The organism is Rhizobium sp. P44RR-XXIV (assembly GCF_001999485.2).
Taxonomy (GTDB): Bacteria; Pseudomonadota; Alphaproteobacteria; order Rhizobiales; family Rhizobiaceae; genus Rhizobium.
In genome coordinates this window covers 1604461-1618880 of the sequence record NZ_MPVZ02000028.1, presented here as the reverse complement: position 1 = coordinate 1618880, position 14420 = coordinate 1604461, and the positions used below count along the sequence as shown (strand labels likewise).

At 60.2% G+C, this 14420-nt stretch carries 14 protein-coding genes; 6 read left to right on the top strand and 8 right to left on the bottom strand.

Annotated features, from left to right (window positions below; translation table 11 throughout):
- Positions 1-40 precede the first annotated feature (40 nt).
- From BSK43_RS25065 to BSK43_RS25055, 3 genes are all read right to left on the bottom strand, one after another.
- Entirely contained in the window at positions 41-1546 is a 1506-nt protein-coding gene (locus BSK43_RS25065; protein ID WP_077472650.1) for a protein adenylyltransferase SelO, read from the bottom strand.
- Positions 1547-1618: 72 nt separating this feature from the next.
- Complete coding sequence (locus BSK43_RS25060) at positions 1619-2146, bottom strand: DUF1697 domain-containing protein (protein WP_077472649.1); 528 nt, start codon at positions 2144-2146, stop codon at positions 1619-1621.
- A 21-nt stretch (positions 2147-2167) separates the two neighbouring features.
- Positions 2168-4261 (bottom strand): S9 family peptidase, encoded by a 2094-nt coding sequence (locus BSK43_RS25055; RefSeq protein WP_077472648.1) that lies wholly within the window; start codon positions 4259-4261, stop codon positions 2168-2170.
- Positions 4262-4546: 285 nt separating this feature from the next.
- Between BSK43_RS25055 and BSK43_RS25050 the strand changes: the two genes are divergently transcribed.
- Positions 4547-4936: a DUF930 domain-containing protein gene (locus BSK43_RS25050; protein WP_077472682.1), complete on the top strand. Its 390-nt coding sequence runs from the start codon at positions 4547-4549 to the stop codon at positions 4934-4936.
- Between the two features lie 24 nt (positions 4937-4960).
- On the opposite strand, the gene BSK43_RS25045 is transcribed toward BSK43_RS25050, so the two are convergent.
- Positions 4961-5293 carry a chaperone modulator CbpM gene (locus tag BSK43_RS25045; RefSeq protein ID WP_077472647.1) on the bottom strand — a complete coding sequence of 111 codons (333 nt, stop codon included), beginning with the start codon at positions 5291-5293 and terminating at the stop codon, positions 4961-4963.
- A gap of 3 nt (positions 5294-5296) precedes the next feature.
- Complete coding sequence (locus tag BSK43_RS25040) at positions 5297-6208, bottom strand: DnaJ C-terminal domain-containing protein (protein ID WP_077472646.1); 912 nt, start codon at positions 6206-6208, stop codon at positions 5297-5299.
- Between the two features lie 268 nt (positions 6209-6476).
- On the opposite strand from BSK43_RS25040, the gene BSK43_RS25035 reads away from it, so the two are divergent.
- On the top strand, positions 6477-7271 hold the full coding sequence (locus BSK43_RS25035; RefSeq protein WP_077472681.1) for a polysaccharide deacetylase family protein: 795 nt from the start codon (positions 6477-6479) through the stop codon (positions 7269-7271).
- Positions 7272-7293: 22 nt separating this feature from the next.
- Here BSK43_RS25035 and BSK43_RS25030 read toward each other — a convergent pair whose 3' ends face one another.
- Positions 7294-8463 carry an AI-2E family transporter gene (locus BSK43_RS25030; protein WP_077472645.1) on the bottom strand — a complete coding sequence of 390 codons (1170 nt, stop codon included), beginning with the start codon at positions 8461-8463 and terminating at the stop codon, positions 7294-7296.
- 102 nt (positions 8464-8565) lie between these two features.
- A complete protein-coding gene (locus BSK43_RS25025) occupies positions 8566-9432 on the bottom strand; it encodes a VOC family protein (RefSeq protein ID WP_077472644.1) in 867 nt (288 codons plus the stop codon).
- A 313-nt stretch (positions 9433-9745) separates the two neighbouring features.
- Here BSK43_RS25025 and BSK43_RS25020 point away from each other — a divergent pair, with 313 nt between their 5' ends.
- Positions 9746-10414, top strand: a complete 669-nt coding sequence (locus BSK43_RS25020) for a hemolysin III family protein (protein WP_077472643.1) — start codon at positions 9746-9748, stop codon at positions 10412-10414.
- Here BSK43_RS25020 and BSK43_RS25015 read toward each other — a convergent pair.
- On the bottom strand, positions 10389-10904 hold the full coding sequence (locus tag BSK43_RS25015; protein WP_077472642.1) for a hypothetical protein: 516 nt from the start codon (positions 10902-10904) through the stop codon (positions 10389-10391). The genes BSK43_RS25020 and BSK43_RS25015 overlap by 26 nt on opposite strands.
- A 345-nt stretch (positions 10905-11249) precedes the next feature.
- On the opposite strand from BSK43_RS25015, the gene BSK43_RS25010 reads away from it, so the two are divergent.
- Genes BSK43_RS25010 through BSK43_RS25000 form a run of 3 tightly spaced genes read left to right on the top strand, consistent with a single transcriptional unit; the run spans position 11250 to position 14418 of the window.
- Positions 11250-13625 carry a putative monovalent cation/H+ antiporter subunit A gene (locus tag BSK43_RS25010; protein ID WP_077472680.1) on the top strand — a complete coding sequence of 792 codons (2376 nt, stop codon included), beginning with the start codon at positions 11250-11252 and terminating at the stop codon, positions 13623-13625.
- Positions 13622-14041 carry a Na+/H+ antiporter subunit B gene (locus BSK43_RS25005; protein ID WP_077472641.1) on the top strand — a complete coding sequence of 140 codons (420 nt, stop codon included), beginning with the start codon at positions 13622-13624 and terminating at the stop codon, positions 14039-14041. Before BSK43_RS25010 ends, BSK43_RS25005 begins: the two co-directional genes overlap by 4 nt.
- Complete coding sequence (locus BSK43_RS25000) at positions 14041-14418, top strand: Na+/H+ antiporter subunit C (RefSeq protein WP_077472640.1); 378 nt, start codon at positions 14041-14043, stop codon at positions 14416-14418. Before BSK43_RS25005 ends, BSK43_RS25000 begins: the two co-directional genes overlap by 1 nt.
- Positions 14419-14420: the final 2 nt, after the last annotated feature.

The following is a 14420-nucleotide window of genomic DNA, read 5'->3' as shown; positions in this document are numbered from 1 at the left end:
ACTCCGCAAACCTGTCCGGGGCTTGTGCATCCGGCGTTTCTCAGGTGCCGCAGAAGGTCTGCAGTACCCGTTCCGCCGGTAAGGGCGGCTCGGCATAGGGAGCGAAAGACGGCTGATCCTCGTAGGGCCTGGAAAGCACCTCCAGCAGCGCTTCGAACAGCGAGAAATCCTCGTCCTCGACCGCGGCCTGGATCGCCTGCTCGATTCGATGATTGCGCGGAATGAAGGCCGGGTTGGCCTTTCGCATTGCCTGCGCCCGTACCGCCGCAGTCCGGGGGTCGCGCTCCAGCCGCTCGCGCCAGCGCTCAAGCCAGGGCGCTAGGGATTGCGGATCCTCGAAGGTCCCGGCAAAATTCGTGACATCGTCATCGGCGACGAGAGAGGAAAGCCGGCGGAATGCGAGCGTGAAATCGGCGCTCTGTTGCTGCATGATCGCCAGCAGCGACTGGATCAGCTCAAGATCGCCATCTTCTTCGTTCGCCAGACCGATCTTGGCGCGCATGCCCGCAAGCCAATGGGCCTGGAAGCGCTCGCCATAGGCTTTGATGACGGTATTTGCCAGGTCGATCGCCGCGTCGGGCGATGGGTCGATCAGCGGAATCAGCGTCTCGCCGAGGCGCGCAAGGTTCCATTGGCCAATCGCCGGCTGGTTGGCATAGGCATAGCGACCGTTGCGGTCGATTGAAGAAAACACGGTTGCCGGATCATAGGCATCCATGAAGGCGCAGGGACCGAAGTCGATCGTCTCGCCTGAAACGGTCATGTTGTCGGTGTTCATGACACCATGGATGAAGCCGACATGCAGCCAGCGGGCGATCAGCGCCGCCTGCCGTTCGGCCACGGCTTCGAGAAGCGCCAGATAAGGGTTCACCCTGTCTCTGATTTCAGGATAATGGCGCGCAATGACATGATCCGCCAGTGTCCGCAGGCTGTCGGTATCGCCGCGCGCTGCAAAGAACTGGAAGGTGCCGACGCGGATGTGGCTCGCGGCTACGCGCGTGACGATCGCGCCGGGCAGTGCCGTCTCGCGGTAAACCGGCTCCCCGGTGCTCACAGCCGCCAGTGCCCGTGTTGTGGGAATACCCAGCGCGTGCATGGCCTCGCTGACGATATATTCGCGCAGCACCGGACCGAGCGCCGCACGCCCGTCACCACGCCGCGAAAACGGCGTCGGGCCAGCACCTTTAAGCTGAATATCGCGTCGTCTGCCGTTGCGGTCCTTCACCTCGCCGAGAAGGATCGCGCGACCATCGCCGAGCTGCGGCACGAAACTACCGAACTGGTGTCCGGCATAGGCCATGGCAATTGGCTGTGATCCCGGCAAAAGCTGGTTTCCCGAAAAGATCGCTGCGCCATCACGCTCCAGCGCGGCCACGTCGAGCCCGAGCTCTCGCGCCAGTGCCTCGTTGAATTTGATCAGTCGCGGCGCCGCCACAGCCGTCGGCGCCTGGTCCGCGAAGAACTGCTGCGGCAGGCGCGCATAGCTATTGTCGAACGGAACGGGTGGCGCTTGAAACGCAGCTGTTTCGGAAGGAAGAGAGCTCATGTCCCTAAGGTAGGGCGGGCGAGGAAGAGACGCAAGCTGCGGGTCGCAGTCCGATCGTATCCCGCAGTGTCGTCAGCCTTTGTCATCTTCCAGCTCACGCGCCATTTCCGCCAGTTTCCTCACCGTGTTGAGATTTCGCGCTGTTCCCGCCTTTAGCGCCGGCAGCTTCAATTTCGAACGCCCCGAGCCGTCGGGATAGTGGATGTAGATTTCCCTGCCTGCCACCTGCACCTCTTCGCCACCGGGGGCGGCGAGCTTGTCGAGCGCATCCTTCGGCGCTGCTTCGGGAAGGAAGGTTACGAGCAGATAGTTCGGCTTGGCATTCGGGAAGGGGGAGCTTTCCGCTGCGGTCTCTAGCTCCCGGCGGCTGCGCAGGATCACGCCGGGCGATTTGCCCATCTTGCGCGCCAATGCCTCCTCCAGGCGTGCCTTCACCGTGGCCTCGGCCTCATCCGAGCGAAAAAGCAGGTTGCCGCTCTGGATATAGGTCTTCACATCAGTGAAGCCGATCTCCTCGCAGAGCACCTTCAGTTCCGCCATCGGCAATGTGCCGGTGCCGCCGACATTGACGGCACGCAGCAGGGCGACAAAGACGGTCATCGGTTCCTCCCGGCATTTCGCCTACATCTTATTCGCGACCTTGATGGCGAAGGAATATTCGAACGCCACTTCCTCCAGGCGCTGGAAACGACCTGACGCACCGCCATGACCGGCATCCATGTTGGTCTTCAACAGGATCGGCGCATCGCCCGTCGTCTTGTCGCGCAGCTTGGCAACCCATTTCGCCGGTTCCCAATAGGTAACGCGAGGATCGGTGAGGCCGCCAAGCGCGAGGATGGGTGGGTAGGGCTTTTCGCCGACATTGTCATAGGGGCTGTAGGCGGCGATCTGCTCGTATTCTTCCTTGCTGTCGATCGGGTTGCCCCATTCGGGCCATTCCGGCGGGGTCAGCGGCAGGGTGTCGTCGAGCATGGTGTTGAGCACGTCGACGAAGGGGACGGCGGCGATGACGCCAGCGAATTTTTCCGGCGCCATATTGGCAACCGCGCCCATCAGCATGCCGCCCGCCGAACCGCCCTCGGCGATGATCTTCGCGTAAGAGGTGAACTTCTGCTCATTCAGATAGTCGGCAGCGGCGATGAAGTCCTTGAACGTGTTGGTCTTCTTCTCCATCTTGCCGTCTTCGTACCACGAAAAGCCCTTGTCCTTGCCACCGCGGATATGGGCGATGGCATAGACGAAGCCGCGGTCGGCAAGCGACAGGCAATTGGTGTTGAAGCCGGACGGAATGGCGATGCCATAGGCGCCATACCCATAGAGCAGGCAGGGAGCCGAGCCGTCGAGCGGCGTGTCCTTGCGATAAAGCAGGGTCACCGGCACCTGTTCTCCATCCCAGGCGGGAGCGAAGACGCGGCGGGTCACGTAATCGGCCGGATTATGACCCGAGGGCACTTCCTGCGTCTTCAACAGGGTGCGCTCGCGCGTCACCATATTGTAATCGTAGAGCTGGCTCGGCGTCGTCATCGACGAATAGGAGAAGCGGATGACATCCGTATCGTATTCCGCAGCCCCTTGCAGGCCGAGCGAATAGGCTTCTTCCTCGAAGGCGATGGAATGTTCCTCGCCGCTGCGGCGGTCGCGGATGATGATGCGCGGCAGACCGTCCTTGCGCTCCAGCCAGATGAGGTGGCGGGCATAGGCCATGTGGCTAAGGATCAGCGTGCCTGGCTTGTGGGCAACGATCTCGCGCCAGTTTTCCTTGCCCGGTCTGTCGGCCGGCGTCTCCATGATCTTGAAATCCTTGGCGTCGCCGTCATTCGTCAGAATGTAGAAGACCTCACCCCCCTCCGTGATCTCATATTCGATCCCGGTCTCGCGCTCCGCCACCAGCTTCGGCTCGGCCGTCAGATCCGAGGTCGGGATGATGCGGTATTCGCTGGTCTCGTGGTCGTGGATATCGATGAAGATATAATCATCCAACAGCGAGCCGCCGACGCCCATGAAGAAACCGGCATCTTCCTCTTCATAAACCAGACGGTCGTCGGATTGCGGCGTGCCGATGATGTGATGGAAGATCTTCGACGGGCGATGGTTCTCGTCCTGCAGCGTGTAGAAGAAGCTCTTGCCGTCGGGCGCCCAGACGCCGCCGCCACCGGTATTGTCGAGTACATCGGCAAGATCTTCGCCGGTCTCGAGGTTGCGAACCTTCAGCGTGAAATATTCCGAGCCCTTGTCGTCAAAGCCCCAGATGCCGTGGCTGTGGTCGGTGGAATGGTCGATGCCGGAGAGGCGGAAATAGGACTTCCCTTCATTCTCCTTGTCGCCGTTCAACAGCAGCTTGCGGTCGCCGCCGTCGCGGGCCTCGCGGAAATAATGCGGCTGCTCGCCACCGGTGACGAAGAGCGTGCCGTAGGCGTAAGGGCCATCCTTGACCGGAACAGAACTGTCATCCTCCTTGATGCGGCCCTTCATCTCGGCGAACAGCGCCTTCTGCAGGTCCTTCGTGTCGGCCATAGCCGCATTCATATAGGTGTTTTCGGCCTCCAGATGCGCGCGGATTTCCGGGGCCAGGATCGACGGATCCTTGAACATCGCCTGCCAGTTGTCGGCGCGCAGCCAGGCGTAATCGTCGCTGCGGCTGATGCCGTGGCGCGTATCCGTAACGGGCTTTTTCGGGGCGGCAGGCGGCGTGGGGAGGCTCTTGAAAACTGACACTGGAGCGCTTTCTCTGGTATGAAAGTCAGATGCGAGGAGAAGAGAGAAATAGAGGGCAGCCGCGCGAGGTTCAATAGGCAAGTGTGTCCTCAAGCTTCATGCAAGTCGTGGTAATTAATCTCGGTCGAACAGGCAGCGTGCGGAAAATCCGAGGGGAACGTTGCCTTGATGAGACCACATTCTTTACCGAAGTCGACACGTAATGCGTCGACATAGGGCGGTTGAACCGCCTTCCCCGGTGGAATGGACGCAATCAAATCCAGAACAATGCACGGGACGGTCATCATGCTGAAATTCTTTGCCCTCCTTATCCCTTTGGCCGCTTTCGCCAACTCCGCCTTTGCCGTTGATGCGACCATGAAGAAGGAATTGGAGAAGCTCGATCCCTCCGAACGGATGGAGCAGGCCTGCGACGCGGAGGCGATGAAGCGGATTGGCACGGACAAGACTGGCTTCAAGCCGGACAAGGTGATTGCCTATACCTTCGGCGACCCCGCGATGAACACCGATTCCATGAATGCGCCCGGCGCAGTCTTCCGCAGCAAGGGCGACTGGTATCATCTCTCGTATAATTGCGTCACTGGCCCGCAGCATGTTCATGTTCGGGAATTGAGCTATCAGATTGGCGACAAGGTGCCGCGCGACAGCTGGCAGCAGCACTATCTCTATAATTGAACGACCGGTCGATTCCGCCAGAGGCTAGCGCAGCCTTTGGCCTTCCACGCGCGCAAGTTCAGACAGGATGCGCTCCTGCACATCGGGCGGCTGGCGGCGGACGGCATCCGTCACGTCGCGCAGCGTTGCGCGGAGACTGTGAAGCTGATCGACCAGATCCATGACGACATCGACACCGGGCTCGTTGAGGCCCATGGCGTTGCTGAGATCGAGAATGAGCTGGCCGCGCGCAATATCGGCCTCGCGGAAAGTCCTGCCCCGGTCGGTGATTTCCGGCACCAGCCAGCCTTGCGAGATCCAGACTTCCAGCACCGTCGTCTCGATCTCGAGGTGCAGTCGAAACTCTTTCTCTTCCATCACCTATTCTCCCATGGTCTTTCTGGGATCTTGCGTCTTGCCTGCCTCCCACTCGGAGACGAAACGCGTGAGCTCGGGGTCAGCCACATCGGGAAGGACTACCTTCAAAGTGACGTAGGCGTCGCCGTTGTCCTTCCCGCGCACCGGCGCACCCTTGCCCTTCAGCCGCAGCACCTTGCCGGAATTTGAATTCGGCTGCAGTGTCACTGTGACGGCGCCGGATGGAGTGGGAACACGGACCTTTCCGCCCAACACCGCCTCGGTCAGTGAGATCGGCAGCTCCAGCCGGATATCGTCACCGTCGCGCGTGTAGAAACGGTGCGGAGGCACATGTACCGCAATCAGCGCATCTCCGGGCTTGCCGCCGTTAAAGCCGGGGTCGCCCTTGCCCTTCAGGCGCAGCGTCTGTCCGTCGCGGGTGCCCGGCGGTATCTGGACGTCCAGCTCCGGCCCATCGGGCAGGCTGATCTGCTTTTTCACGCCGTTGATGGCGTCAAGAAAGTCGACTTCCATTGTATAGTGACGATCTTGACCCTGCATCTGGGATTGGCCTCGGCTGCGCCGCGAAAAGAAATTGGAAAACATGTCGTCGGCATCGCCGAAATCGGCAAATCCGCCGGCATTCTGATAGGGGCCACGCTGACCTTCATTGGCAGCGTAATCACGGTAATAGCTGCGCGGCGGCTTCTCGGCGCCGCTGCTGTCGATCTCGCCACGGTCAAAACGCGCACGTTTTTCCTCATCGCCGACGATGCCATAGGCTGCCGAGACTTCCTTGAACTTGTCTTCTGCCTGCTTGTCGCCAGGGTTGAGATCGGGGTGCAGCTTCTTGGCAAGCTTGCGATAGGCGCTTTGGACATCCTTTTGCGGGGCATCCCGTTTTACGCCCAGAATTTCATAGGGATCGCGGCTCATGCATGTCTCTCTTTGGGAGCACCGAAAAATACGCAGATAGTGCTAAGGCGGTCTCATATCAATCGTAACATAGACGTGGTTTGGTTGAAGCCCGCAGCCTTGTGCTTTGTAAGCTCAGTGCATTGTGATGGAAATGGCCACATTTGCCGCCGGTTTGCCATATTTCCGGCGTGTTGCCGGATGATGGCGAGCGTCGACGTGAAAAGCTGTGGCAATCACAGGCTTCTTCCGCGAGATTTTATTGCTCGATCCACTTGGTGGCTGCCCGATGAACCGTTTTTTGCTGACGTCCGCATTCCTTTTCGCCACCGCCTCGGTCGTCGTGGCTGCTCAGCCGGCGCAACCGCCGGCCGGTTGGCCTGAGTTGCCGCCCAAGGCTCCGGCCTCCAACGTCAAGCTCGTCGAGCCGCATCTGCACGTCAATCGGGCCGGCAAGGGTGCGCCGCGTATTGCTCTGACGTTCGACGCCTGTATGGGCAAGACCGATCCGCGCATTCTGAGCACTCTGGTCGATCAGCGTATCCCGGCGACCATCTTCGTCACCGCGCGCTGGCTGCGTACCAATCCCGATTCTCTTGCCGTCTTCCTGGCCCACCCCGATCTCTTCGAGCTGGAAAATCACGGACAGAACCATATTCCCGCTGTCGATGTCCCCACAAAGGTCTATGGCATTCCCGCCGCCGGATCGCCGCAGGCGGTGGCCCAGGAGGTCAAGGGTGGGAGCGATGCGATGATCGCCGCCGGCATTCCGCAGCCGCGCTGGTTCCGCGGCGCGACCGCGAAATATACACCTGCCGCCATTACGCAGATCCGCGGCATGGGTTATCGGATCGCCGGGTATTCGGTGAATGGCGACAGCGGCTCGCTGCTGCCGGCCAGGATGGTCGAGAAGCAATATGCCTCAGCCAAGGACGGCGATGTCATCATCTCCCATATCAATCAGCCGACACATGCAGCCGGCGAGGGCGTGGCGGCCAGCATTCTGGCGCTGAAAGCCAAGGGCGTGCAGTTCGTCCGCCTGCAGGATATCCCCGAAAAGGGCGACGACGGCACCACGAACTGATGGCGTAAAGCGCGGTTCTGCCTCAGCCGGGCAGTTGCGGCTGGACCTTTTCCTCGATGAAAAGCTCGTTGATGACCGTCATGACGATCAGCGACAGCGGCAGCGCCAGCATGGCGCCGACGGCTCCCCACATCCATGTCCAGAAGATGATGGCGAAGAAAACGACAAAGGGATTGAGTTCCCATTGCCGGCCCATGATTGCCGGAAAGACCAGGTTTTCCACGGCCAAATGCACCGCAAAGAAGACAATGGCGGGGGCGAGTGCGATGACGATGTCCGAATGCGTAATGATCCCGGCAATCGCCAGCGCGATCGTCATCGTCGTGACGCCGAGGAACGGGATGAAGCTGGCAACGAAGGCGAAGACGCCCCAGAGCACCGGTACGCTCAAGCCGCCGACATAGGCGATGATGGTCATGGCGACGCCGATGCCGGCATAGATCAGCGAAGCCGTGGCGAAGTAGAAGCCGAGCACCTGCTCGACCGCATTGATGATCCGGATCGTCGTCAGTCTCGCCGCCCTGTTGGAAAAGGCCATGATGATCGTCTTGCGCAGGGTGATGCGGCTGGCGAGAAACAACAGCAATGCCGCAAAGAAGATCAGGATTTGAACGATGGCCGGAGTGAGATTGCTGGAAACGACATGCAGAACATTGCCGCTGTTTTCCAGCAGGGTGCTGATCGACATGGGGCCGCTCTGGAAGGTTTCCGGCGAAATGTGCAGCCATTTGAACCGATCGAGATAAGGCATCAGCCTATCGGAGGTTCGCTGGAAAAAATCAGGAGCCTCCTGCGCCAGCTTGGCCAGCGGTCCCGCCAGCGCATTGATAATTAGGAAGATGGCCAGCGCCACGGCCGACGAGAGAAGGACAGCGTTGAGGATGCGCGGCACGCCGAGCTTGCTGAGTTTCTCCGCCGCCAGGCCGAGGATCATGCCGACCACGACAGCCAGCGTCACCGGAATGAGGATGATCGACATCATGTAGACGCCGGCGAGCGCGAGAATGAGGAAGATGCCTATGGTCGCCCAGGAGGCGGCGACTTGAAGCTGGCTTTGTGGCGGATCATCCACGAGCTCGGAGGCGGCTGTGTCATTGCCAGATCCTTGGGGCGTGTTTCGCCCCGAGCTGGAACCGCCTTCACGCCCCGCCGGGCCGCGTGGCTGGCTGCCGGCGGTTTTATCGATCTCCATGCCCGTCAAATCCCCGAAGGCACGATCGCCTTACCACTCAAACGCGAAAGACCCGTTCCGGTTCCGGAGCGGGCCTCGATACGTCTGGGTGTGTTGGGGGAATCAGGCGATCAGGTTCAGTCCGATGCCCCAGGGATCGCGCAACGAAACGCCGCCATCGCGCTTCTCGGTCTTGATCTCGTGCTGCTCCAGAGCGGCGACAGCACTGTCGAGTGCGGCCTTGTCGTTGAAACGCAGTGTGTAATCCGAGAGGCCAGTCATGTGCTCGGAGCGGACGCCAGCACCTCGGCTGTTCCACGTATTGGCGCCGAGATGGTGGTGATAGCCGCCGGTCGCAAGGAAAGTCGCGCCGGGATAGCGCGCAGCCATGACCTTCATGCCGAGAACGTCGCGATAGAAGGCGTTGGCTTCGGCAACGTCGCCCACTTGCAGATGGATGTGCCCGATGGCCGAACCATCGGCCATGCCGTCCCAGCGATCCTGCGGCGCGCTTTCGTAGAGCGCCTGCAGATCGAGCCGCAGCGTTGCCATCTCCACTGTACCGTCGCCGTGGAATTTCCACTGGTCGTGCGGCCGGTCAGCATAGATCTCGATGCCGTTGCCCTCGGGGTCGGAAAGATAGATCGCCTCGCTGACGATATGATCCGATGCACCCTCCAGCACGACGTTATTCTGTGCGGCATGCCGCAGCCAGCGGGCAAGCTCCACGCGGTTCGGCAAAAGGAAGGCGGTATGAAACAGGCCGGCGGCCGATTGTGGGGCGCGCACTGCAGCCCGATCCGTGGTCAAGGTCAACAGGGGCTGGCCGGCGACACCCAAGACTTCGCCGCTTGCCGTCTTCTCGATCACCTTCAGGCCGAGCATGTTCTGATAGAAGCGCGACACCAATGGCAGGTCGGTGACGACGAGATGCGATTGGCCGACATAGGCAGGGCGTGTCAGTGCGTAGGAAGGGGCGATTTCGGTCATGGGGGTCAGTTCCAACCTCGATACATGTGAAAAAGGCAACCGGCGTCGGCGGCAAGGGGCCGTCAGTGGCGGGTCAGAGATTTCGCCGGTTGATATGCCTCTTTGATATTCTCGGCCCGCTGTACTTGATGTTGTATATGGCGGAATTACATTGTTCACAGAAGGCCAGAAATTGCGGATTGAGCGTTCGCTTCTTGTTGACGAGATGCCTTAGCCGTTCACGAAGATTTATCGAAATGCCCGTTCCGTGCGGTTGCGTCCACCTTGGCGAGGTGCAAGGATCGGGCGGTTACGGAATTGGAACACGCACTATATGGCCGACTACAAGGGCATTCGCTGGGCTTACGACCGGTATGAAGTGATCGCCGACAGCATTGTCAACGGCGTCGGCGTCATATTTGCGCTCATCGGCGCGACCGTACTGATCTTCTACGCGACCGTCTGGAGCTCCCATGGAGAGATCGCCGCCGCCTGGATCTACAGCATCGGCCTCGTGCTGACCTTGGGCATGTCCTTCACCTATAATCTGTGGCCCGTGTCGCGGACGAAGTGGTTTCTTCGGCGTTTCGACCATTCCTTCATCTATGTGCTGATTGCCGCCACCTATACGCCTTTTCTCGAGCGCGGTGCCGAGGATCCGCTGCTGTTTGCCATGTTGATCGCGGTCTGGGTTTTCGCGGCCTTCGGCATCGTGCTGAAATGCCTGTTTCCGGGGCGATACGATCGGCTGGCGATCCTGCTCTATCTTGCCATGGGCTGGAGCGGTATCGTCGTGGCCAAGCCCGTTTCGATGTATATCCCTTTCGCCTCGATGCTGCTGATCGTCATCGGCGGGGTGATCTACTCGCTCGGCGTCATCTTTCACGTATGGGAAAAGCTGCGCTTCCAGAATGCCATCTGGCACGGCTTCGTGGTTGCCGCCGCCGCCGTGCACTATTCGGCGGTGCTCACATGTTTCAGCCTGTCACCGGAAGGTTTTTGACGACCTGCGCCGTCGGCGTGCACTTCTTCGTCGACCGCAGGCTGCGCGCCAGACGCATAACGATGACGTCGTAGCGCTGCATGTCCGCCTTTGAATAATCCATCTGGAAGAACGCGGCTCCGCCGTTGCAAAGCGCCACGCCGCGAACATAGACGATGCGGCCCTGTTTCGTGCCCGAAAAGCTGATGCCGCGCGAAGTTGATTTGGAATAGGAGATCTTCCAGCCCTGATCCTTGGCCAGCGCGACACGCACATTCGCTTCCGTCGTGAAGTCGCCATTGGCGACCGCCGTGCCGAAAACCTGCAGCATCGCGGATCGGTCCGCCGGTGACAGCGCAAGGCGATTGAGGTCGTCGGATGGTGCCGAAAGATGGAAGTCCGACGGCAACTCGATCGCATAACCGAAGCCCGCATTGTCATAGGACCACCAGTCAGCAGCAAATGCCGAGGTGGGGCAAAGAAGCAGGAGGGCGATCAGACGCGCGAGCATTGCGGTTTCCGGGAGGCGGGTGCTGCAAACCGATCAAGAATAGCCCTATTTTCCATAGGAATTCCATAGCGATTTAGGAAATGCGTGTAAATTAGCTCAAATTCGTTACAGCTTCATTGCGAGCCATGCAGAAATGGCGGTTTAGCCAGCTGGTATTTGTAGTTGTGATGTCGCGGTGGCGAAAAAGCTTGCAACCTTCGTCATCAGATCCGCGGAAAGCCGATTTTAGTGGTTTACCTCCGGTTTTCTCTTGCCGGGGCTTGAGAGGGGCCACCCTTTCGCCTATCCCTGCACCCTAGCTCCGGTTTTGCCGGATTCCGCACGATGATTCAGCAGGGGGAAGGCATGGCCGGTGTCACGGGCCTGACATTCCTGGCTCTATGTCTGCCCTTTTTCGGTGCGCTGATCGCGCCCGTTATCGTTCGCCGATTTGGCCATAATGCAGCTTGGCCGCTGTCGCTGCTGCCCGCGCTCGCTTTTCTCTATTTTGCCGGGTTTCTACCCGAGATTGCTTCAGGGCAAGCTGTTGAGGGGGGCCTCGACTGGGTGCCAAGCCTGGGCTTGCGTTTTTCCTGGCTGCTCGATGGCCTGTCGCTGACCTTTGCTCTGCTCATCACCGGCATCGGCACGCTGATTATCCTCTACACAGGAGGTTATCTGAAGGGGCATGCGGATCTCGGGCGCTTCTTCTCCTTCATGTTCCTGTTCATGGGCTCGATGCTCGGCCTTGTCGTATCCGATAGCTTCTTGACGCTGTTCGTCTTCTGGGAGCTGACGTCGATCACCTCTTTCCTGCTGATCGGCTTCGACCATCAGCGGGAAGCGTCGCGCCGGGCGGCACTGCAGGCCCTGGTCGTTACCGGCGGTGGTGGTTTGCTGTTGCTGGCGGGCCTGCTGCTGATCTGGCAGATCACCGGCATCGCCTCCATGTCCGAACTGCTGCATTCAGGCGACACCCTACGTACAAGCCCGCTCTATCTCTCCGCCTTGATCCTGGTGCTCGGCGGCGCTTTCACCAAATCGGCGCAGTTTCCGTTTCACTTCTGGCTGCCGAACGCCATGGAAGCGCCGACGCCCGTATCGGCTTATCTGCATTCCGCGACGATGGTGAAGGCGGGTGTCTACCTGCTGATGCGGCTCAATCCTGTCATGGGCGATACCGTGGCGTGGCAGACGATCCTTCCGATTTTCGGCGCCGCGACGCTGCTGGTCGGGACGTTGCTGGCGATCCGTCAGACCGATTTGAAGCTGAAGCTCGCCTATACGACGGTTTCCTCGCTCGGCCTGCTCGTGTTGCTCACCGGTTTCGGCACGGACTATGCCATCGAGGCCGCCGTACTTTATCTGGCGGCGCATTCGCTGTTCAAGGGCGCTCTGTTCATGGTCGCCGGCATTGTCGATCATGAAACGGGAACGCGCGACATTACCCGTCTGGGCGGTCTGCGCTCCGCAATGCCGCTCACCTTCGCCGCAGCGATTGTTGCTGCCGTCTCGATGGGCGGCCTGCCGCCTGCCTTCGGCTTTCTCGCCAAGGAGGAGATCTATGTGGCATTGGCGCAGGCTTCGCCGTGGGCGATTATCCTGACCGTCATCGCTGTTGTCGGCAACGCGCTGATGTTTGCCATCGCCTTTGCCGTGGCACTCAAACCCTTCGTCGGGTCCCTTACCGAGACGCCACGCCATCCTCACGAGGCGCCGCCACTGCTATGGCTCGGACCGGTGGTGCTCGCCTTGCTCGGTCTCGCTTCGGCCTTGCTCTCGGGATCATGGCACGGATACGTCTCCTCGCCGATGGCCAGTGCTGTCGGCGGCAAGGAGTTGCATATCTCGGTCTCGCTAGTCCCGCATATCGGCTTGCCCCTGGCACTCTCGCTCGTCACCGTGCTCATCGGCGTCCTCGTCTATTGGCAGCTCGATCGCGCCCGTTTCCTGATGTCGGTGATCTTGCGGAACCTGGGTCCAGGGCCGGATCGCGGTTTCGATGGCTTTATCTCCGGTCTGGTTCGAGTGTCGCACGTTGTCTCGCGCATCCTGCAGCCAGGCCGCCTAGAGATCTATGTAACCGTGACGTTCCTTTGCCTCGCGGCTATGCTGCTGCTTCCGCCCATTTTCCATGGCGAATTGCCGGCAATCCCTGCCTGGCCGAATTTGCAATGGCATGAGGCGACCATCTTCCTTATCGCCATCATCGGTCTTGCCGCCGTGGTGCTTGCGCGCGACCGGCTGACGGCCATCGTCTCGCTCGGCATTCAAGGCTTTGCTGTCGCCGTCATCTTCCTGCTGTTCGGCGCACCGGATCTGTCCTTCACCCAGTTCATGGTCGAGACCCTTGCGGTCGTGATCCTGGCCATGGTGATGACGCGCCTGCGCCTTTCCGCTTCGGATCGCCGTCCGCCGTTGAAAATGCTCGCCCATGCGCTGATTGCCATCGCTTGCGGTACCGGCTTCGGCCTCCTGTTGCTGAAAGCGACGGAGGCGCCGTTTGATCTGACGCTGACGGCCTTCTTCAATCATTATTCGAAGCTGATCGCCCATGGCGACAATGTCGTCAACGTCATCATCGTTGACTTCCGAGGCACGGATACGCTCGGCGAGATCGCCGTCGTTGCTATAACCGGGCTTGCCATTCTGGCGCTGATCCGCATCCGCGCTGGCGGCGAGCGCAAGCTTGCGGCCAATGATCCCGATCTTGAGGAAAAGATGGAGGCGGAGCGCTCATGAATACGCTGATCTTCCGCACTGCCGCTCCGTTTCTGACGGCCCTGATGCTGCTCTTTTCCGTTTTCGTGCTGTTGCGCGGCCATAACGAACCCGGCGGCGGCTTCATCGGTGGGCTGATCGCAGCCTCTGCCTTTGCGATCTATGGTATCGCCTGCGGTGTGACGGCCGTGCGTCGCGCCATCATCTTTCACCCATTGGCGATTGCCGGCTTTGGCCTGCTGGCAGCCACCGTCGCCGGCTTCGTGTCCGTCTTCTCCGGTGTGCCGTTCATGACCGGGCTGTGGATCTATCCGCACCTGTTCGGCGTCGAGGTACCGCTTTCCACTGTCATGTTCTTCGATATCGGCGTCTATCTGGTCGTCGTCGGCGCCATCACCTCGATCGCGCTTGCGCTTGAAGAGCGGGAGGTCGATTGATGGAGGTCGTCTTCGCCACTCTGGTCGGCCTGTTCTTCGCCGCCGCGATCTATCTGATGCTGTCGAAATTCTCGATCCGCATCATGCTCGGCATCGCGATCCTCGGAAATGCCGTCAACCTGTTGCTCTTCACCGCCGGCCGGATAACGCGTGAAGTGCCACCCATCATTCCGCAAGGCCAAAGCACGCTGGATCTGGCTGCGGCCAATCCGCTGCCGCAGGCGCTGATCCTGACGGCGATCGTCATCTCCTTTTCGTTTCTCGCCTTTCTGCTTGTTCTGACCTATCGGGCCTATCAGGACCTCAAGACGGACAATACCGGCGAGATGCGAGTAGCCGAACCAGACGAGCGGCCGCTGCCGCCTTTGGGGTACTGACG

What these genes read in the sequence shown, in the direction of transcription:
- BSK43_RS25065 (WP_077472650.1), bottom strand. Translation starts at nt 1,546, where the DNA reads ATGAGCTCTCTTCCTTCCGAAACAGCTGCGTTTCAAGCGCCACCCGTT.
- BSK43_RS25040 (WP_077472646.1), bottom strand. Translation starts at nt 6,208, where the DNA reads ATGAGCCGCGATCCCTATGAAATTCTGGGCGTAAAACGGGATGCCCCG.
- BSK43_RS25000 (WP_077472640.1), top strand. Translation starts at nt 14,041, where the DNA reads ATGGAGGTCGTCTTCGCCACTCTGGTCGGCCTGTTCTTCGCCGCCGCG.
- BSK43_RS25025 (WP_077472644.1), bottom strand. Translation starts at nt 9,432, where the DNA reads ATGACCGAAATCGCCCCTTCCTACGCACTGACACGCCCTGCCTATGTC.
- BSK43_RS25060 (WP_077472649.1), bottom strand. Translation starts at nt 2,146, where the DNA reads ATGACCGTCTTTGTCGCCCTGCTGCGTGCCGTCAATGTCGGCGGCACC.
- BSK43_RS25035 (WP_077472681.1), top strand. Translation starts at nt 6,477, where the DNA reads ATGAACCGTTTTTTGCTGACGTCCGCATTCCTTTTCGCCACCGCCTCG.
- BSK43_RS25015 (WP_077472642.1), bottom strand. Translation starts at nt 10,904, where the DNA reads ATGCTCGCGCGTCTGATCGCCCTCCTGCTTCTTTGCCCCACCTCGGCA.
- BSK43_RS25005 (WP_077472641.1), top strand. Translation starts at nt 13,622, where the DNA reads ATGAATACGCTGATCTTCCGCACTGCCGCTCCGTTTCTGACGGCCCTG.
- BSK43_RS25010 (WP_077472680.1), top strand. Translation starts at nt 11,250, where the DNA reads ATGGCCGGTGTCACGGGCCTGACATTCCTGGCTCTATGTCTGCCCTTT.
- BSK43_RS25050 (WP_077472682.1), top strand. Translation starts at nt 4,547, where the DNA reads ATGCTGAAATTCTTTGCCCTCCTTATCCCTTTGGCCGCTTTCGCCAAC.
- BSK43_RS25045 (WP_077472647.1), bottom strand. Translation starts at nt 5,293, where the DNA reads ATGGAAGAGAAAGAGTTTCGACTGCACCTCGAGATCGAGACGACGGTG.
- BSK43_RS25020 (WP_077472643.1), top strand. Translation starts at nt 9,746, where the DNA reads ATGGCCGACTACAAGGGCATTCGCTGGGCTTACGACCGGTATGAAGTG.
- BSK43_RS25030 (WP_077472645.1), bottom strand. Translation starts at nt 8,463, where the DNA reads ATGGAGATCGATAAAACCGCCGGCAGCCAGCCACGCGGCCCGGCGGGG.